This window comes from Desulforhopalus sp., from assembly GCA_030247675.1.
Taxonomy (GTDB): Bacteria; Desulfobacterota; Desulfobulbia; order Desulfobulbales; family Desulfocapsaceae; genus Desulforhopalus_A.
Window position 1 is genome coordinate 245962 of sequence record JAOTRX010000007.1, and the last position, 18978, is coordinate 264939.

Annotated in this window: 17 protein-coding genes and 1 riboswitch; of the genes, 8 read left to right on the forward strand and 9 right to left on the reverse strand. The window is 48.3% G+C overall.

Features of this window, described 5'->3' with window-relative positions; translation table 11 throughout:
• Positions 1-10 precede the first annotated feature (10 nt).
• Positions 11-2152, forward strand: coding sequence for a bacteriohemerythrin (locus OEL83_15895; GenBank protein ID MDK9708525.1), 2142 nt, complete (start codon positions 11-13; stop codon positions 2150-2152).
• 153 nt (positions 2153-2305) lie between these two features.
• Here OEL83_15895 and OEL83_15900 read toward each other — a convergent pair whose 3' ends face one another.
• The 9 genes from OEL83_15900 to OEL83_15940 form a co-directional block, all read right to left on the reverse strand.
• Positions 2306-3097, reverse strand: coding sequence for a hypothetical protein (locus OEL83_15900; protein ID MDK9708526.1), 792 nt, complete (start codon positions 3095-3097; stop codon positions 2306-2308).
• A 130-nt stretch (positions 3098-3227) separates the two neighbouring features.
• Positions 3228-3647: a hypothetical protein gene (locus OEL83_15905; protein ID MDK9708527.1), complete on the reverse strand. Its 420-nt coding sequence runs from the start codon at positions 3645-3647 to the stop codon at positions 3228-3230.
• Positions 3644-4444, reverse strand: coding sequence for a hypothetical protein (locus OEL83_15910; protein MDK9708528.1), 801 nt, complete (start codon positions 4442-4444; stop codon positions 3644-3646). The genes OEL83_15905 and OEL83_15910 overlap by 4 nt, the downstream gene beginning before the upstream one ends.
• 197 nt (positions 4445-4641) lie before the next feature.
• Positions 4642-5370, reverse strand: a complete 729-nt coding sequence (locus OEL83_15915; GenBank protein MDK9708529.1) for a hypothetical protein — start codon at positions 5368-5370, stop codon at positions 4642-4644.
• A 106-nt stretch (positions 5371-5476) separates the two neighbouring features.
• Complete coding sequence (locus OEL83_15920) at positions 5477-6466, reverse strand: hypothetical protein (GenBank protein ID MDK9708530.1); 990 nt, start codon at positions 6464-6466, stop codon at positions 5477-5479.
• 1585 nt (positions 6467-8051) lie between these two features.
• Positions 8052-9446, reverse strand: coding sequence for a DUF2235 domain-containing protein (locus OEL83_15925; protein MDK9708531.1), 1395 nt, complete (start codon positions 9444-9446; stop codon positions 8052-8054).
• A gap of 731 nt (positions 9447-10177) precedes the next feature.
• The gene (locus tag OEL83_15930) at positions 10178-10843 is read right to left on the reverse strand and encodes a hypothetical protein (protein ID MDK9708532.1); all 666 of its coding nucleotides are present in this window, start codon (positions 10841-10843) and stop codon (positions 10178-10180) included.
• A gap of 325 nt (positions 10844-11168) precedes the next feature.
• On the reverse strand, positions 11169-11417 hold the full coding sequence (locus OEL83_15935; protein ID MDK9708533.1) for a hypothetical protein: 249 nt from the start codon (positions 11415-11417) through the stop codon (positions 11169-11171).
• A 26-nt stretch (positions 11418-11443) separates the two neighbouring features.
• The gene (locus OEL83_15940) at positions 11444-11707 is read right to left on the reverse strand and encodes a hypothetical protein (protein ID MDK9708534.1); all 264 of its coding nucleotides are present in this window, start codon (positions 11705-11707) and stop codon (positions 11444-11446) included.
• A 631-nt stretch (positions 11708-12338) separates the two neighbouring features.
• Between OEL83_15940 and OEL83_15945 the strand changes: the two genes are divergently transcribed.
• From OEL83_15945 to cobT, 7 genes are all read left to right on the forward strand, one after another.
• Positions 12339-13379, forward strand: a complete 1041-nt coding sequence (locus OEL83_15945; GenBank protein ID MDK9708535.1) for an adenosine deaminase — start codon at positions 12339-12341, stop codon at positions 13377-13379.
• A 95-nt stretch (positions 13380-13474) separates the two neighbouring features.
• A complete protein-coding gene (locus tag OEL83_15950; GenBank protein MDK9708536.1) occupies positions 13475-13945 on the forward strand; it encodes a hypothetical protein in 471 nt (156 codons plus the stop codon).
• Positions 13946-14016: 71 nt separating this feature from the next.
• Positions 14017-14478, forward strand: coding sequence for a YbaK/EbsC family protein (locus OEL83_15955; protein MDK9708537.1), 462 nt, complete (start codon positions 14017-14019; stop codon positions 14476-14478).
• Positions 14479-14599: 121 nt separating this feature from the next.
• Positions 14600-14986: a hypothetical protein gene (locus OEL83_15960; GenBank protein ID MDK9708538.1), complete on the forward strand. Its 387-nt coding sequence runs from the start codon at positions 14600-14602 to the stop codon at positions 14984-14986.
• A gap of 98 nt (positions 14987-15084) precedes the next feature.
• Positions 15085-15323: riboswitch (cobalamin riboswitch) on the forward strand.
• 217 nt (positions 15324-15540) lie between these two features.
• On the forward strand, positions 15541-16644 hold the full coding sequence (gene trpD / locus OEL83_15965) for an anthranilate phosphoribosyltransferase (protein ID MDK9708539.1): 1104 nt from the start codon (positions 15541-15543) through the stop codon (positions 16642-16644).
• Positions 16641-16847 (forward strand): hypothetical protein, encoded by a 207-nt coding sequence (locus tag OEL83_15970; protein ID MDK9708540.1) that lies wholly within the window; start codon positions 16641-16643, stop codon positions 16845-16847. Before trpD ends, OEL83_15970 begins: the two co-directional genes overlap by 4 nt.
• 6 nt (positions 16848-16853) lie before the next feature.
• Positions 16854-18962, forward strand: coding sequence for a nicotinate-nucleotide--dimethylbenzimidazole phosphoribosyltransferase (gene cobT, locus OEL83_15975; protein ID MDK9708541.1), 2109 nt, complete (start codon positions 16854-16856; stop codon positions 18960-18962).
• Positions 18963-18978: the final 16 nt, after the last annotated feature.

Genomic DNA, 18978 nt, shown 5'->3' on the forward strand with positions numbered 1-18978 from the left:
GAGAAACGGCATGTCATGGAAAAATATTTCCATAGGCGGCAAACTGGCAATCGGCTTCGGTCTAATGTTGCTGTTTCTGTCAATTATCAGCATCTGCAGTTGGTATGGTTTTCAGTCCGTCAATGAGCGGGTTGGCGAGAGTTTGTATCTATCCGGCGTTAAAGAATTAGCTTTACAAAAGGAAATCGACCATTTGCAATGGCGTGATACAATCTCTGAGATCTTTACTAACACTCAGAAAAATTCCCTTGATGTTCAGGTCGATGATCATAAATGCAAATTGGGGCTCTGGCTGTATAGCGAGGAGCGCAAAGATGCGGAAAAAAGGATGTCTGGACTTGCCGGACTGTTACGACAGCTGGAACAGCCGCATAAGGAAATGCACGATTCGGCAAGAGCATTGCAAGAAGCGATCGTCAAGGGTGGGGGCAACAGAGAGGTATTTCTTCCCGAGTTCAGCAAAATTTTTCAAGAGAAAACCCAACCGAATCTCGGCCTTGTTCGCGACCAGTTGCATGCCGTTATTGCCGAGATCGACAAGCAACTCGGTGTCAGTAAGGAAGAATTACAGGCCAAAATTGTTTTCCAGAAGATGTTTATTCTCTTCGTCTCACTTGGGGCTCTGGTATTAGGGATTGTACTGAGTGTTGTTATCGGTCACGGTATTACCGGTGTTTTGAAAAAGGCGGTACTCTTTGCTGGAAATATAGCCAAAGGTGATCTGACTGAAAAATTCGAGGTTGAGCGCCGGGATGAATTGGGGGTTCTGGCAGTTGCTCTCAGCACAATATCACAGAATCTCAGTAAGATGATCGGCACTATGAGTGGCGAGGTGGTTGGGTTGGCCTCTGCCTCGAATGAGTTGACGAGCCTTTCCCACCGGATGTGCAAGGGCGCGACGATGGTGTCCGAGATGTCTACCAGTGTCGCGGCAGCAACGGAGGAGATGAGTTCCAACATGAATTCGCTGGCGGCAGCAAGCGAGGAGGCTGCAACCAACGTCAACATTGTCGCCTCGGCTGCTGAAGAAGTATCTTCATCAATTGCCGAAGTAGCCGGGAAAACCAGAGAGGCCCGGGGCATTACCGCCGATGCAGTGGCACTGGCCAAAAGTTCATCGGGAAAAGTCGATGCCCTTGGCCTTGCAGCCAATGAGATAAGCAAGGTAACCCAGGCCATCACTGAGATCTCCGATCAGACCAACCTGCTCGCCCTGAATGCCACCATCGAGGCAGCCCGGGCCGGGGAGGCCGGCAAAGGCTTTGCCGTTGTCGCCCACGAAATCAAGGAACTGGCAAAACAGACCGCCGCGGCTACCAGCGAGATCAGGGCCAGTATCGAATCAATTCAAAGCTCTACGTCGGAAACGGTCACCGAGATCCGCCAGATTGCCGAGGTCATTAACAAGGTTGATGACATAGTGGCGGATATTGCCACCTCGGTAGAAGAACAGAGCGCCACCACCACTGAGATCTCAACAAATGTCCAACAGGCGGCAATGGGAATCAACGAGGTCAACGGTAATGTCGCCCAAAGCTCAACGGTGTCCTCCTCGGTTGCGGCAGATATCGCCAAGGTCAGCCAGACGGCATTCGAACTTGCCGGCAATGGCAGTGATGTGGAAATCAGCGCCCGGGATATCGAAAAGATCGCCGATTATCTGAAAACCCTTTCCGGTCAGTTCAAAATCAACAGCAAAGATTTGGCGGGCGTCAAGGAACAGGCAACATCAACGGAGGTAGTTCCCGACCTGATGCGCTGGGATAGCAGTCTGCAGCTGGGGATAGGTCAGATCGACGATCAGCATAAACAGCTGGTCGCGATGATCAACGATCTCCACCGAGCCATGAAGCGGCGCCAGACTCTAGAAATAATGGGTGGCATTCTTGAACGATTGGTAAATTATACGGTCTATCATTTTGGAAACGAAGAAAAGCTTTTTCAGAAACATGGCTACCCCGAATATGAACAGCACAAAAAGATCCATGAAACCCTGGTCGGTAAGGTCATTGAATTCAAATCGAAAATAGATCGGGGCGACTCGACCATCTCCATGGAACTTATGGATTTCCTCAAAGATTGGCTGGTCAATCACATCAAAGGGACGGATAAGAAATATGTGCCTTTCTTGCAGGAGAAAGGGGTGAAGTAAAAGACCTGGTAAGACCCAGAGTCGGCAAAGATGAAAGGGCCAAAGGGGACAGAGCAAAAAAAAATTTTCAAATTTAAATTGCTCTTGCCCCCAAGCCATCTTGCCCTCAAAAATTCTCCAGGCGAATCACGCGACAGTATTTCTCTCTTTCTCTTAGTAAATCTCAGAACATCCATCTATACCGACCAGGAGCGGCGGTTCTTCATCGATTTCACAATAGCTGTAGGGGTCGTTTACTTCAGTGATTGCATTATCATGTATTGCTGTCTGTTCCACGAACCAAAAGATATTCCAGCCTACGTTGGCCAGATTGCCCCAGACGGTAAGCAACTGGCCAGGGTTCAGGGTTGCTGCATCCACATGTTCCTCTTCCAGCTCGTCCTCTTTTGCTGCCTTACCGATATGGCCACCGATAATGGCGCCGAGAACGGCACAAACAATTGCAACGATTATGGCAAGGAGAATGGCAAGCAGGCACAGAATTATTGTCGCACATCCGATGGCGGCGGCGATTGCCACACCTGCGGCAACTCCGGCTATAGTGCCGAAGCCGAGTCCGATAAACCCACCATTGTGCGCCGAACAAACACGCGGATCGTAGTAATAGCACTGGATGACCTCAGAGTTTCGCTCGCCGGCATCGCCGGTACACAGAACGCCGTTTTCGGCTCCTTCTTCCAAACGGTCCCAGAAGTACGAAGTCACTAGGAGAAAAACGCAGCTATGCCAGGCAAGAAAAGGGAAGATGCCATCGCCTCTCTCGGAAAAACTCCGATGAATGTTAATTATCACTCCCGCGGCACAACTCGATGTTCCCGGCATTGGGCTGCATTTCACTCGAGCTTCGTCGTTAAGCAGGATGGCAATGTAAATAAATACCGTCAGGCCAGCCGCTACCAGGCTTAAAAATGCTCCGACGAAACCAATGCCGGCGATACCGCTCAAAATTATACCGACTGCAAGGCCAACCAATACAGCTTCGACAAATGCGACTGATACTGCTCCATATGTACTAAGACCGCCTTCTTCTATTGCGCCACTGCATCTCGGAACTCTATCTATACAGACCATATTTTCACCCCCTTACTCTTTCGAGTATCGTACAAAGCACGTATCCGAAGAACAACCCGACCAAGACGCCAATAATGATGCCAAGATGGTATGCACCTGACAGATGGGCGATGAGTACGGTGAAAAGGCAGATGACCAGGGAGCGCATCAGCATTCCCAGGACAACTGATTGAAATTGCAACCGTAGAAAAATCGTGGCGATACCGACCATCATCATCCAGCAGAACAGGGCAAGGATCACAAAGATCCAGAAGACCTCGGGTGGTGTCGGTGTCAAATGAGGTGACCTGACAGACAGGAGGGTAAGGAGGCCTCCAGCCATTATGCCGATCATCAAGCCGACATTGCCACACGGCCCGAGCTTGTCGAACCAAGCAACCAACCGTGCGTTTAACCCCCGACGTTTAAAGGCAAGCTGTCTCATGAGTCAATCCTCGCAATTATGGTTGCACCCCCCAGGAGGCTGCCACCGTTGTAGGTAGCGATCACCGTGACGGGCAGTTTGCCGGGTGTGTCATCTGATTCATGGATTTCGTCAGGGACAGTGACATCCAACCGGACAATCTTTTCTTCCAGGGGACCAAATACATAGTGGTCCCAGCTGATAGTTGCAGTTAATGGGCCGGGTTTGACCTGCAGGTCTATGCGTCTTGTGGCGCTGGGGTGTGGATTGCGGATGGGGATGTCCACAGAAAAATGCCGCCCGGCAAGGCTGGTCTGGCGGCCATCAATACACTGAAAGCCCGTGTTGTTGATGGGTTCGGTGTCGTAGGGGTGTTCGGTCTTTACCATAACGCTGAGCCGTTGCGGGGAATCAGCGCTTCGCAGGGTTTCATCCAATGGAAAGAGGAGATCAACCGCATTGCCGGCCCAAACGGTTGTCTTTTGAGAAGCATAAAGACGAACCGGCATTCCAATTCCAAATGTTCCAATGTAGAGGTTGATCAATGCGTTGCCGGCGTTGGCTTTCGCTGAACGATTGGTAATCCGCACCCCGATTGACTCCATCAGCCTAAATGGTCCCCAGTCATTGGTGGTGATGTCCGGGCTGTTCCATGTCGGCTCGCGGCCAAGGGCTACCTCTTCGGTTTGACTGTATACAGCAAGATCCGGACGATACACAGGGGTGTTGGTAATCCTCAGGCAACAATCTCCAGGATGCCTTCTGGGGCGGCCTGAACAATTGCAAAAAACGTCGTACCACTTTTGCGTTTGTTTCATCAGAAACCTCCTCCGTTCTTAAAATTTTGTTATTTTGCACCTCATTCTCGATATGAAACGGCTAAGCATCCCTGCCACGGCGTGGTCTGAGGTCTGCGTCCCAAAATAGTTGAATTCTTGTGGTGGAACGCAAAGGAAGACCTGTCACTACCGGTGAGCATCGCCTAAAGCTTCTGGTTCCGGGTAGTTATGGAATGCTATTTGACAATATAAGCCAAGTCTGGATACAGATCGGGGTTCACTGAGCTGCCTTCCAAGAGAATACCTTTAGCTAATAAATCCCCTCTGTGCTCACTTGCATCCTTGAAGATATCGGGATAGTTACATTGGAAAACATTCCTTTCTTCAACGACTTCATTGTCTTTTCTCCAAAGCTTTCTAGCTGTTTCGAGAATTTCTCCTTTTTGATAGACAATGATTCGTTCGGCTGGTTCGTGCATATCGCCAATACCGTCAAATATGCGCGGCGAGGGATCAAAGGTATAGGCCTTTATTCCATGGTGAACAGAGACACTTAAGGCCAAGCCACCTCCCAGGGAATGGCCGGTGGCAATAACATTTTTATGATTGTTTTCTAGTAAATATCTTCCCACAGCTTTTCTAGCCTGGCGGTATTGGAAATTAAACGGCGGGACTGAAAAATTTGCCCAGAGGTAATCGTTTTTATCGTCGGTGCCCCGAAAGGCAAAGACCACTTTATTGGTTCCGGTCTTCTCGTAGATATTGTATGCCAGGCCTGAGAAGCTATGGGTTTTGGTTGGCTGATCAGTTGGTTCTCCATCCAAATCAACATGTTCCCAGCCGAGTTTCTTCAAATCAAAGCGTAGCCGGCCGGGCTTTTTTGCATATGCATTGGCGGACATCATTGCATAAATGGCAAGTTCGCCGGCAATTTTTGGTGTCATTGTTTGTATATCGTTGCCCATTGATAGCTCCTCCCTGTTTATGATTATGTGCCAAAGTGAAAATCACCGGTTTTCTTGGTGCAGACTATTGCCGGATATGACCAGACTGTCTTGTTATTCCAGGTTGTTAGCTCGATATCAGTTTCAGCCTGGCTGTTCCAATGGTATTGTATTGATCGGGATCGTTTTTTGATTTTTCAAGTAAACGCAGAATCATCACATCGCCCGCATGGGCCGCTCGCCAACTCTTGCTCGCTTGCTTGGCGACATGTGAACGGCCGGCATGTTTAAGTGGAAGAAGATCGAAGCATCTTATGGCATCGATTACATAGCCAATCTTAGTCCAAAATGTCCCCCTGCATACATTATCCAAATCTTTGACCGCAGCAGAATTATCTCCCGCCACTGCGAGATTGAGCAGCTTTACCTTTGATGCAGAAGGATTGCTTGATTTCTTAAGTTGTTTCGAAACATTGTCTATAATTTGTGTGAGTAATTTGCCGCGAAGTCCAAAATTATGACGTTCCTTCTCCGAACTTAGATTTCCGATATTATCCTCTACGTAATCAAGGTCACGAATACTGGTTGAATGAATAACTTCCTCACATTGACAATTTTTTCGTAAAACACTCAGTGTTAGCATAAGAGCATTATTGCCCAAGTCCTTTATTTTCCCTAATGTTATGGAAACTCCTCGGCTGGTTACGACATTATTCCCAACACTCGATGCACTCCAGTTCTTCTCACATGGATCACTAAGAACCTGCAAGTCTTTGCCTTCGATCATTCCATAAATTATTACCACAATATCATCTAGTTGTTTCCCTTCATAGTTAATCAGAGGTTCCGGGAACATAATGGCCCACTCGGCTTCGCCGTCATACCCATCCTCTTGGCTGGGCACTGTAAGCTCAGCCTTGGCGACATGTTCATCGATTAGCCCTTCATAATCTTTAAAAAGATGTTCGGTGTCTTCGAAAGTAACTTGAGATCCATCGCACATCCACGCAGGAAGAGTGTTTGCTCCGGGTGACCGAACGACAGGATTCGTTGAAGCGCAACCAGCTACAAAAATCACCGCAAAGATGCCAGCCAATATTCTGTAAATAGCCTTCATTTATTCCCTCCCGTAATTTAGATATGATTCCGGTTGATTGATATCACCGCGAAAATCAACTGGCCGGTATTGCGTTACTTCTTAATACTCACGTTGCCTCCTCCAACGAACGAGCTACGGCCTAGGCTTAAGAAAGAGATGTTGAGAAAGATGGATGATAAAAGACGAGAACCTTTTAAAGAGACAGAAAAATCAACCCTCTCGTTAAAGGCGTATGACCACTTGAAAAAACGTATAAAGATGGATTCGAGCGAGTGCGGTCCACGCACATCGCCTGAGATGCGGGCAGCAGAGGTGAGGCTATTGACAGCGTTGAAGGTGTGAGTGCCCATTCCATTCCCCCCCCCGAGATAGGATGAACAATGTCTGCGTACCATGAAGCTCACAATCTGTCAATTGGTATAAATGCTTATATTTCCGTTATTAATATGTGTTTTATGAGCTTCTGATGCTGGTGGAAGTTCTTGAAAATTATATGTGTTTTGCGCATCTCGCCTGTGCAATGACTCCTGTTTGATAGAGCTAATCGAACTGTGTTACAAAAATCATTAAACAACGTATTTCCAAAATATTTCTTCAAAAACCTGAGCATTCATGATGTAGAGACGCATGTTAGAATTTTGTTTGGGAACTATTCCCCGTCGCTCCTGTAGGATAGGCGCCATACAGGTGGGTGAATGTCCAAACTCTGAGTTTGCGGAAGCAGAGGTAACGCCGGTTAAACCATTAAGAGCTGATTTTTGCAGGAAACCTTCGAGTCCGGCGAACTTTTTGTCATAACTCCTCGAAAGATCTTTTCATCAATTTCATCTTCGTGACCAACCACTCTGGCACAGTTTCGGGCTGGCTATAATCACTCTCCGTCTCGAACGGATGTCAGGCTTGATCCAGATATTCTTTAATGCGTAAATCATTTATGATCTGCAAAATGTGCTTTTACCTGGTTCTCATAATTGTGATATCGAGACAGCCGGAATTATTCCCATACATCATTTGAACATCATTCGCGTAACAGTATAATGTGCCGGTCTTATTGTAAAATAATTGGGATTGACTGCATTTATTTGCTTTATCTACATCTAGGGAGGCATTATTAGAAACTCTAGGTGGATTGTCGAAACATGTCGGATCTTCGAATACCTGGAAATCTTCTTGGAAATCAATAGTACAGATCAGTGCAAACCAAGGGGAATTAATCTTCCGACGAAATGGAATGAAAGGTAATAGATTGACCTTAGTATAACCAGCGGCACTACTGATTATGCTAGCATCCCACCAATATGCAGCTTTTTCTACTGAAAATTGGAATTCTTGCTCACAATACAAGCTGCTTTCATTTTCTTTTCCACATCCAATTATTACTCCCGAATAGTTCCATATTCTATCTGAACAAACACTAAAAGTTTCAGGCTCCCCAGTATTTAATCGTTTTCCAAGTCTATTTACAATGGAGGGTCTGAGAGAGCACGAAGACAATGTGACTATAATTGCCAATAAACAATAACATATCAGTAGTCTATACATATCAAGTCCAATAATTCTAAGAGTAATGGTAATAAACGTGTAGTCGTAAGACTTTGGGAAGCTATTTTTTTATAGGTTCAAGTACTTTAGCTTTCTCCCCAGCGATTTTTTGGTGGGCAGGTTCAACCTGGTAATATTGTTGAACAGGGTGTTGTAAGTTGCTTGGAGAATACTTGCAGCCAATTTCTCTGTTCTTGTTTGCTTTAAATAATTTGTCGAGTCCTATTCGTAACACAACACTTTCGTGCACTACGTCACATCTCGACGGCTTTCTTCTAAAAGTTCCCATGTTTTTATAGAGCAAAGATGATTCAAAATATTCGTCGTGTAAAATTCCATCAACACACTCTGGAAATTGTCCATCAATACGGAAGAGGTTTTCTTCGCGCAATTGCTCTATCATCCAGTTGAGTGGTATTGCTTCTAATCCATTATAGTAGTTTTCTGAATTATTGGAGATCGTATCGCATCCAATAGTTTTCGAGTATCCGCCACCGATATTACCATGTACACCAGGGAACCAAACTTCACGCAATTTCTGGCCTGGTTTCAACTTCACGTCGTCAAATCGTAGTAATCGAAACTTATCTCGCTGTTCATCTAATGAGAGTGCATGAAATCCATTGCTTGCATATAAGTCAAGACGATGATTATCTGGTTCATCATTTGTCCCTAATCCTAACGCTGGTACAGTATCGAAAACTCCTATTGCTTTAACAACGGCACGTTCAAACACTAAATCCGGAAAATTTTCCTTTTTATATTTTTCTATCCGTATTCTTACTTTGTCATCAAAATTGTCGGTCCCATCATTTTTTACACGGTATTCGTCAAATATGTCTTTTATTACATAATGAACAGTAGAAACTCCAAACCAGTCTGGCAAATTATCCGTCCAAACCTCCTTGATTGAGTTTTTGTTCAGTATTCCAGCAAATTCTATGAATCCATTTAGAGACCTGGCAGTAAAAGCACCTCTACTAAAACCAAATATGTATATCTCATCGCCAGGGTCATATGTATTTACCAAAAATCGATATGCTTGTCTTATATTGAGACTTGCCCCTTCTCCTGTTGCACCTCCTAATACGCTGTCAAAAAACTTAGCTCCAACTCCCTTATCATAATAGGGAATTATGGGTTTTCCTGTACAGGATTGAGCAAGTGCTAACCTATAGAGCACACGAATATTGCTTGAATCTGTCTTATCGTTGCCTGTACCATCCATAAATACCAAAAGTTTCCTATTTTTAACACCCCGGTACCGTTCGTTAATCTCAGACCATATTTCTTGGTTCTCTTGATAACTATCTCCAATCTTGTCATATGATAATTCGGTATATTCTTTCTTACAAGATGATGTGTCAGTGTCTCTAAATACGATTGGCTGTTTTCCACCACAACCACTCGTAGATATTAAAGTTATAATCGCGAGTATCAAAGTTAACCATTTCATCAGATCGCCTCCAGAATTAAATTTTAGAAACCTTAAAACTAGGTTTCATAATATTATTATTTCCGAGAGATAATGGTCTCAACCATTGTATTCAACGCTTTCAATTTGAAGATATTTTCTAGTATCTAAATATCTCTTCTAAAACTATCATGCTTGATTTGAGCTAATTTATCATACTCTCATTGACTATTCCAGTGAGCGAAGAATGGCCAATATAGGTGATTTAGGTTGAGTGTATGATAAAAGGCGTGAAAGTTTAAACAAGGCAAGAAAATCTACCCTCTTATGAAAAGCGTATGAAAAAATAAAAAATCTTGTCAAGATGGAGTCGAGCGAGTGCCGGCCACTCACATCGCGTGAGATGTGGGTTGCAGAAGTGAAGCTATTGACAGCTTTGAAGGTGTAGGTGCCCATTCCATTCCCCCTCCGAGATAGGATGAACAATGTCTGTGTACCATGAACCTCACAATCATTCAATTAGTATAAATACCTATATTTCCGTTCTTAATTGATTTCTACAGGCTTGCGTTGCAGTTGGAAGTTCTTGGAAACTATGTGTTTTGCACCTCCTGCCTTTTTAATGCCATTTGTTCGATCGAACAAATGGAACAGTGTTTCAAGATTTCTCAAAACAATGGACTTGCAAGATGTTTCTACAAAAATCTGAGTTTTCAGGAACCAGAGGCTCGTGTTGGAGCTTTCTTCAGTGAAGTATGTTCGCGACGCTATAGTTAGGCCCGGATCAGGCGGGCCAGTGCCCAAACAGTTTTACCACCTTCCAGGGTCTCAGCTTCCATGCCAGCCACACGCAGCCACTCGCGAATCCTTTCAAGCTCGACATCCTGGTATTTTCCGCGCATTGATATCTCGATGATGCTTTCCTTGCCGACTGTCCAGCGTTCGATCACCACACCTTCAGGTATCTCCCATTTTATAGAGGCAATGGGGCCCAAAACGCTGATCGTGTCCCATGGTAATAGGGGCCATGCCGATTCAACCAATAACTGCTGGTGCTTGTTAAAAATCTTCTGAACCGATTTTTCTTTTGCCACTACTGCTCGAAAGAGTTTCTCGTCAAGATCCTTTTCGGTGACCGACCACGCCGGCACACTCTCGGTCAGGCTGGCATCAATCTCCGCCTTGAATCCTGGTAGTTGCTCCCACGCATTACGCACGGTAACGAACGGTGGAACCCAACGACGCCATTTGGCGGTCGAATCAGCCTTCTTTTTTCGGTCTACGCGGACACGTAGGACTATTTCCTGTTGTTTCAGTGATAATGTCGGTGTCTCGAAAAACCAGACTTCTCTTTTCTTGTCATCGACGTTCGATGGAATGTGATCTTTAATCTTTGCCCAATGTTCGTCAGCAATCACTACCTTCACTTCAATGTCCAAAGTTTCACCCCCAGGTTGATGCGCTGTGTTGGTATATGTTCATAATTCAGTATGGTTCAGGCAAGATCAGGCTAAGAACGCAACTCCTTGAGTTGTCGCCAAACTCGCAAAGCACCAATAGGATTAATTGGTCTAGCTATTTTCCGTGCTCTAGCGGCAGGCAATTAATAATGTTTTCAGACAAATGGTTTTCCTCATAATTCTTGTGTTGGAGTTGTTGGGTGTGTCTTAATTATAGAATACCAATAAGTTAGACCTTCCATCGGTACCGGCCCCAGTACTGCTAGTATTGGATTGAGCCCTGTACTGAAGCCAAAATTTAATTTCACTCTGACCCTTTTTGCCCGGCTTGAAACGACTTGTTAGGGGTTATATTAAGTATTTCTCCGTGCGCCAGTCTCACAGCCTTGTTAAATTCAAACTGAACTTTTCTTATATTTTCCAAATTTCCATATTTTTGAGAGATAAGATTTCCTATCAATGTATAAAGTTCTTTACCCTTTTCTAAAACAGTAGGCCCGTGCTTGTGTGTAAATTGAATATAAATTTGATATTCCCAATCTAAATACTGCAACTTCCTCATACTGTGCTGAAGATTATTCAAATTTTCTTTTGACTCATCTTCCCATCCAGATTTTTTTCATCTTCAATTTGCTTAAGTTGAAGCAAGCCAGTAACAATATCAGTAACGCTTTCGTTGTAGCCATGACAAGCAGCAAGAAATTTTTCAGCCCACCAATTCTGCCATTCCTTTTCTCTCAATAGTAGGGCCTTAGTGGTCTCTAATCTTCTATTAATGACAATCCCCAGAATAAGAATTATCAAAGGCGTCAAAAAAGAGGCAACAAGCTTTAATATCTCCATTTTGTATCCTCGGGTAGTTTTTGTATGGCCCTAACAAGTTAATTTAGGGACGGCATCACTATGCTCAGGGAGCAGGTCAGCTTTATTTGTTGTATTCTCCAAGCCTATCCCAATTCTTCATGTGCCTGTCAAGTGTTATTTTGCTAAAGCGTTATGGTGGCGTGCAATTGATGCTTTCTTTCGCAGGGCGATTAGCCTTTAAAGCTTTTTGTTGAGACCCACAATTGTAAGGATATTCACACTAACAATAATGTTAGGATGAGCAAGGGGGGACATCTCTTTACCGAGAGGTAGAGAAAGTTCTGTCAACCAGTGGATAGGACCCGGGGTGTTTCTCATGTCATGGAGAATTGCCATTGATGGAGAACTGCTGCTCTATTGTTTTCCCTTCGATGAAATCGAAGGGAAGCAGGGGCACCAGGTTTGACATATGGGTCTTGAATCTAGTAATACTATTCAAAGGTTATGAAAATCATCCGATATGATATCGGATACATCCGCCGGTAAAAGACCCTAAAAGAATTGGTGTTTTTTGGTTATCAACCTCGCAGCAATAGCGACACTTATACATTCACGGTTTAATCCGGGAAAACCCTATATCGATTCAAGAAAATCCAGGAGCAATGGCACTATGAATCTTGACAATATTCGACGCGAAGACCTGAACGACATCCTCTGCCGGATGCCGAAAGCAGAGCTGCATATACATATCGAAGGCTCCCTTGAGCCGGAACTGATCTTTAAGCTGGCCCAACGTAACCGTATGCAACTGGCATATCCAACCATAGAAGCGTTGCGTGCCGCCTATGCCTTTACCGATCTGCAGAGCTTTCTGGACATTTACTATGCCGGGGCCAGTGTGCTGCAGAAAGAGGAAGATTTCTACGACATGGCCTGGGAGTACCTGAAGCGGGCAAAGACTGAGAATGTTCGCCATACTGAGATATTTTTTGATCCGCAGACCCATACGGCCAGGGGAATTCCCTTCGTTACGGTGATCAATGGCCTGGACAAGGCAATCCGCCAGGCTCATGAACAGCTTGATCTAAGTGCCTCGCTGATTCTCTGTTTCCTTCGCCATCTAAGCGAGGAGGAGGCTTTTGCGGCGCTGGAAGAGGCGCTGCCGTTTCGCGACAAGTTCATCGGGGTCGGTCTTGACAGCAGTGAGCGGGGCAATCCACCGGAGAAGTTTGCCGGGGTGTTCGCCCGCTGCCGGGAGCTGGGATTGCGGCTGGTGGCCCATGCCGGCGAGGAAGGCCCGGCCGAGTACATAAGCAACTCCCTTGATCTGCTTAAGGTGCAAAGAATCGACCATGGCGTGCGTTGCCTGGATGATGCCCGGCTTGTCACCAGGCTTGCCCAGCAGCAAATTCCGCTGACGGTATGCCCGCTATCCAATGTCAAACTCTGCGTCTTTCCGAGCCTTTCCGATCACAATATCGGCAAATTGCTCACAGCCGGCATCGTCGCTACTATCAACTCCGACGATCCGGCCTATTTCGGGGGATACCTCAACCAGAATTTCACGGAAACCTTTACCGGGCTACCAGAGCTTGGCGGAAAGGAGGCCTACCAACTGGCCCGCAACAGTTTTGAGGCCAGTTTTGTCGACGATGCTGTCAAGGACGGATGGATAAAAGAGCTTGACGCGTTTTTTGCCGATTATCGGTAGGTGGCTGATTTGATTAGAAACACGCAATATCGAGAACAAACACAATGAAAATGCGTGTCAGCATGTCCATAAACACCTTGCAGATCAACAATTAAATGACATGTCCCGGTACTTCTATGCACCTCATATCTCTTTCTTCTCTTTTGGTTTTTTCGGCCTTGTTTTTCCCACTGTTGACCGGCACCTGTCTTTCAGCAGAGGCAACCTCAAATATTACTCAAAGCAATATGAAAAATTGTGCTGAAGGAGCACGACTGCTTTCTGATCTTGCGGCTTTGGAGCACAAAGATACCCCGAATATCTCGAATAACCCGAAGAATGCGGAGGAGTTTCGTGCTCTGGTTAGGGAGTTGAAAAGCAACAAGACGCGACCAAACAGCGATGCTGATAAAAGGTCAAAAATTTTCAAGACATCACAAGAACTACAGAATTATATCGAAACTACCTGCCCACGTACCGGTTTTAAATGTGAAACATTTATGAGCAGACCGGAAAGAAATAACTGTAAACCATTTAAAATACTTACTACTGATAGATTTGTTCTCGAAAACAAGACCTATAACTAAACTCTTGATCGAAGCAGAAGACAGATAAATACCGGCATTATCACCGTTAAATTAGATCGCAAGGTTAAAATATGTCATTGGAAGCAGTCAAAGAATACTTCTCAGAATACCAAATGGGCCATCGGATCATGGTCTTAGACACCTCCACCGCAACGGTTGAGGAGGCTGCCCTGGCACATGGCGTCGATCAAGACCAGATCGGCAAAACACTCTCGTTTAAACTGGACAACAGGCCCATTTTAATTGTCGTTGCGGGAAAGGCGAAAATCGACAACCAAAAATATAAAAGTCATTTTGCCAAGAAGGCTAAAATGCTGGGTGCCCAGGAGGCCCTGGAATATACCGGACACGCAATCGGCGGCGTATGTCCTTTTGGCTTGAAGGGTCCTGTTGACGTGTACCTGGATGTCTCGTTGAAAAAGCACCAGGAGATCATCCCAGCGGCGGGTGACCGGAATTCCTCGATTCGCCTGACCTTGGAAGAACTTGAGAAATACTCAAACTGCAAAGAATGGGTAGATGTTTGTAAATAATACCAGAGAACTATGTGGAACAAGAGGGAGGTTTTGTTGAGTTCTAAGAGAAAAAGACAACTGCCATTCTGGTGATTTTACCTGTTATTACACTTTTCCGCGGATACCAAAAGAGTCAATTATGCAATGGCAAATCACCATGTGTCGAGAGAACGCCTATATCGAAGTTGTAACAAAAGGCATAGCAGATCAAGAAAGTTCGCTCGAGATGGCGCAGGCTATTGCCAAGACAATGAGGGCCAATAGATACACAAAGGTCTTGATCGATCATCGAAATATAGAAAAGGTATCGGGAAAAGTAGTTGAAATTTACGATCGCCCAAAGCTTTTTAAATTAATTGGTGTGATATTGGGAATTAAAATAGCCGAAATTATCAACCCTGATCATCGGGAACATTTTCGTTTCTTGGAAACCGTCTGTATTAATCGGGGTTATAAATTTTCGATCTTTTACGATAAGACCACCGCATTACATTGGCTCTTAGACAAGCATGGGGCCAATTCATAAGCAAATTTAGGCCGTGCAGTTCTACGGTATGTATCCATTCACTGCCAGGCGTCTGATCAGGCGCAGGACCTCCCTTCTTGATTTCTTGCCGTAGGGCAGGTATAAGACGTCCAGCAGGTGCATGAAGTTGATGGAAAGAGGAAAGACGGTGTGAATCCGTCACAAGCCAGTCCTTGCTGTTAGCGAAGGCTGCGGCGGCTTTGGAGAATGATTCCCCAAAAATCCTTGTCCCCTAAACGGGATATTCAAGGATTCGTCACTGGGACATCCCGGGAAGGCGGCCGTGTTGCAGGGTAATTCGCAAGTCAGAAAGCCTGCCTGCCCCGGTGGACCAAAGGTCCGCCACCCAGAGCCAACCACTGGAGTTCTCTGTATTCGCCCGTTATAGCGTCTTGGTTATGCAAGGCGGTTGCGGTGTTTTTTGCGGATACGGAGACTCGTCTTTTGCCGTTCTCGAAGGTTTCTCCGTATCCGCCACAGCATTGTCATCCGGCCAAAAGTCTCGCTCCGCGTGCGGCCTTGGCTTGGACTGGTCACCACTTTGGGAGAAAGAAATGGATATGGAAAACAACAGGGCCATCGGCCAGGTCATCACCCGGCTTATCGCTAAGGAAAATCTCAGTCAGGAAGAGGCCTACGCCGCCTTCTGCCTGGTTCTCAATAATCAGGTGTCGGACATGCAGCAGGGCGCCTTCCTCGCGGCATTGACCGCCAAGGGTGAGACCGCTGCCGAGGTTGCCGGCGGCTGGCGGGCGGTTTATGAGCTGGATACCAACAAGGTCTCCATCGGTGAGCAGATCGTCGATAACTGCGGAACCGGCATGGACAGTTTCAAGACCTTCAATATCAGCACCGCCGCCTCCCTGGTTGCCGCCGCCGGTGGCGTAACCATCGCCCGGCATGGCGCCCGGGCCATCACCTCCAGCTGCGGCACGGTGGATATGGTCGAGGAATTGGGGGTCGATGTCGAATGCCCGGTCGAGCTTGTCGCTAAAAGCATCAAAATAGCTGGGATCGGCCTCTTCAACGGTATGAGCCCGGCCACCCACCCGATGGCCCTGGGGCGCATTCTGTCGCAGATCTGTTTTGGCTCCCCCCTCAATATCGCCGCCTCGCTCGCCCATCCGGCCCTGCCGAGGATTGCCGTACGCGGAGTATATTCCCCGGCCCTCCTCCAGCCGGTGGCCGAGGTCATGCAGGCCATTGGCTATACAGATGCCCTGGTGGTTTACGGGGGCGTTGCCGGTAGCAGCAAGGGCATGGACGAGGCCTCGGTCTGCGGCACGACCCAGGGTGTCCGTTTGCAAAATGGAACCCTCAAGGATTTTTCCTTTCTCCCCGAGGATTGTGGATTGGCAAGCCATCTCCCCGACGCCTTAAGGCCCGACAAGGATCGACGTCAAGCAGCGATTGCCATGTACAGGCTGCTGGCGGGCAGGGGCGATGCCGCCCGGCTCGACGCGGTGATCCTTAACAGTGCCCTGGTGTTTCTGGTAAGCGGCGTGGTGGAGACGATCAGGGAAGGTGTCGACAAATCGCGGGAAATCCTTCTTTCCGGCCAGGCCCTGGCAACCTTGAGGAATTGGGTGGAGGTGCAGAACACCGACCCGGCCGCAGGTTTTGCCCGGCTTGCGCAACTGGCGAGGGCGGGGCAATGACCGAACTGCTGATTATTAAATCGGGCAGTGAATATCTGCGCTTTACCGCTGATGGCTTTCAACGTTGCCGGCTTAATAAGGCCAGTGTCTTTCCTTTGGCCCAGGCGGCAGAGGCGAAGGATCGGTGCCGGGAGGCGGTGGCGGCTGGCGAAGCCGCGCAGCTTATCAAATTGCAGATTACTGAAGAACCCTATGAGGAGTAAGGCACCATGCAACTGGTTTTAACCGAATGTGGCACAATGCAATATCGGGAGAGTGTAGCGAGCCCGGCGGTTGGGGAGGGGCAAATCCTGCTCAAGGTCGCCTGTTGCGCTATCTGCCGCACCGACGCCAAAATGTGGCGGCAGGGCCACCGCGACCTGGCATTGCCGAGGGTTCTCGGCCATGAGATTGCCGGAGTCGACCCGGACACCGGCCGCCTGTACGCCGTCTGGCCCGGTCAGAGCTGCGGCACTTGCCGGTATTGTACCTCCGGCCGGGAAAACCTCTGCGAGGAGATGCGCATCATCGGCTTTCATAGCGATGGCGGCTTTGCCCGGACTGTGGTTGTGCCCAGGGAAAGCCTGATCGCGGCGGAGGAGAACGCCGATCCGCGCATTCTTACCTTTGCCGAGCCGGTGGCCTGCGTGTTCAACGGGCTATCGGGGCGGCAGCCGGCTGCAGGCGAGCGGGTGATTATCTACGGCGGCGGCGTGGTGGGCATGATTGCCGCCCTGATCGTCCGGGAAATGGGCTGCCCAGTGACGGTCATCGAAAGGAGCGCCGAGAAAATCGCCCGGCTCAAAGCCTTGGCTGAACAGAACCGGATCGACCTTGTCAAAGACACCACCGCCGCCGACTACGACCTGGCCATCAACTGCTGCGCCAGCCCGATCGCCTTCAGCCTTTGTATCACCAAGCTACGTAAGGGCGGGCGGCTGGTGTACTTCAGCGGCCTTGATAAAAACCAGGAAATCGGCACCAATCTCCTCAACCTCATCCATTACAAGGAGCTTGAGGTGTTTGGCAGCTACGGGCCGAAAAGGGCCGATATGGTCCATGCCGTGGGTTTTTGTGCCCGGCAGAGCAATACCCTCATAGGTCTCATCGAAGGAGTGATTCACCCGTCTGAGGTGGAATCGGTTCTGCCCGGGATTCTTGCCGGTACGGCCCTGAAATATGTCGTCGATTTTTCCTTGCCGGGTGCGCAGGCGGTGACTCCAAGCGCAGCCGGAGAGAAGGTGCGGCAATCAATGGGTAGGACAACTGTATCGCCGTTTCTTGACGGTCTCATCGCCCGCGTCAAACAACCATCGATAACCATTCGCCATCAGGCGCAGAAAAAGGTCGATTTGAAGACCAAACCGCTCGGCGCCCTCGGGCGTATTGAGCAGCTGGCGGTACGGCTATGCGCCATGCAGAACACCCTGGAACCGAGGGTTGATTGCCGGCGGATGTTTGTCTTTGCCGGCGATCACGGGGTGGTTGAGGAAGGGGTCTCGGCCTTCCCCGCCAAGGTGACCGTGCAGATGGTCGAGAATTTCCTGGGCGGCGGGGCGGCGATTAATGTATTTTCCAGGCATTACGGCATTGACCTGGCCGTGGTCGACATGGGAGTGAATGGCGATTTTGCCGACCATCCCCTGCTCATCAAACAAAAGGTGGCCTACGGCACCAACAACTTCGCGGTGCAGCCGGCGATGAGCCGCGACCAGGCAATTCAGGCCATTGAAAACGGCGCCCGGGCCTTTCTTGCCAAAAATCTTCAGGGGCCCTGCCAGCTGGCCGGTTTCGGCGAGATGGGGATCGGCAACAGCAGCAGTGCCACGGCGATCATCTGCGGCGCCTCCGGTTTGCCTGCGGCGGAGGTGGCCGGCCGCGGCACCGGCGTTGACGACCGGGGCCTGGCTCGCAAGGTCGAGGTCATCGACAGGGCCCTGGCACTACACCGCCTGGACCCGGCTGACGGCCTTGGTCTTCTTGCGGCAGTTGGCGGCTATGAACTTGCCGGGATCTGCGGGGCGGTCATAGCCGCCGCCTCGGAGGGCTGTTGCGTCGTCCTTGATGGGATCATCTCCACGGCTGCCGGTCTCCTCGCCCATATCCTTTGCCCCGGTGTCGGCGAGTATCTGGTCGCCGGCCATAAGTCGGTCGAGGCCGGCCAGAAAATCGCCTTGCAGCTCATGGGCCTTGAGCCGGTTGTCGATCTTGATCTGCGTCTTGGCGAGGGTACCGGGGCGGCAATCACCATGAATCTTGTCGATTTGTCGTGTCGAATGATGCGGGAAATGGCCTCCTTTGCCGAGGCCGGGGTGGATAGCGGCTCGCTGCAGCCGTAGTTCCTTGATGAATGCA

Bases quoted from the DNA above. Each gene is read 5' to 3' on its own strand.
- OEL83_15945 (MDK9708535.1), top strand. From the start codon at position 12,339: ATGAATCTTGACAATATTCGACGCGAAGACCTGAACGACATCCTCTGC.
- OEL83_15940 (MDK9708534.1), bottom strand. From the start codon at position 11,707: ATGGAGATATTAAAGCTTGTTGCCTCTTTTTTGACGCCTTTGATAATT.
- OEL83_15915 (MDK9708529.1), bottom strand. From the start codon at position 5,370: ATGGGCAACGATATACAAACAATGACACCAAAAATTGCCGGCGAACTT.
- OEL83_15955 (MDK9708537.1), top strand. From the start codon at position 14,017: ATGTCATTGGAAGCAGTCAAAGAATACTTCTCAGAATACCAAATGGGC.
- OEL83_15925 (MDK9708531.1), bottom strand. From the start codon at position 9,446: ATGAAATGGTTAACTTTGATACTCGCGATTATAACTTTAATATCTACG.
- cobT (MDK9708541.1), top strand. From the start codon at position 16,854: ATGCAACTGGTTTTAACCGAATGTGGCACAATGCAATATCGGGAGAGT.
- OEL83_15960 (MDK9708538.1), top strand. From the start codon at position 14,600: ATGCAATGGCAAATCACCATGTGTCGAGAGAACGCCTATATCGAAGTT.
- OEL83_15950 (MDK9708536.1), top strand. From the start codon at position 13,475: ATGACATGTCCCGGTACTTCTATGCACCTCATATCTCTTTCTTCTCTT.
- OEL83_15910 (MDK9708528.1), bottom strand. From the start codon at position 4,444: ATGAAACAAACGCAAAAGTGGTACGACGTTTTTTGCAATTGTTCAGGC.
- trpD (MDK9708539.1), top strand. From the start codon at position 15,541: ATGGATATGGAAAACAACAGGGCCATCGGCCAGGTCATCACCCGGCTT.
- OEL83_15920 (MDK9708530.1), bottom strand. From the start codon at position 6,466: ATGAAGGCTATTTACAGAATATTGGCTGGCATCTTTGCGGTGATTTTT.
- OEL83_15895 (MDK9708525.1), top strand. From the start codon at position 11: ATGTCATGGAAAAATATTTCCATAGGCGGCAAACTGGCAATCGGCTTC.
- OEL83_15905 (MDK9708527.1), bottom strand. From the start codon at position 3,647: ATGAGACAGCTTGCCTTTAAACGTCGGGGGTTAAACGCACGGTTGGTT.
- OEL83_15970 (MDK9708540.1), top strand. From the start codon at position 16,641: ATGACCGAACTGCTGATTATTAAATCGGGCAGTGAATATCTGCGCTTT.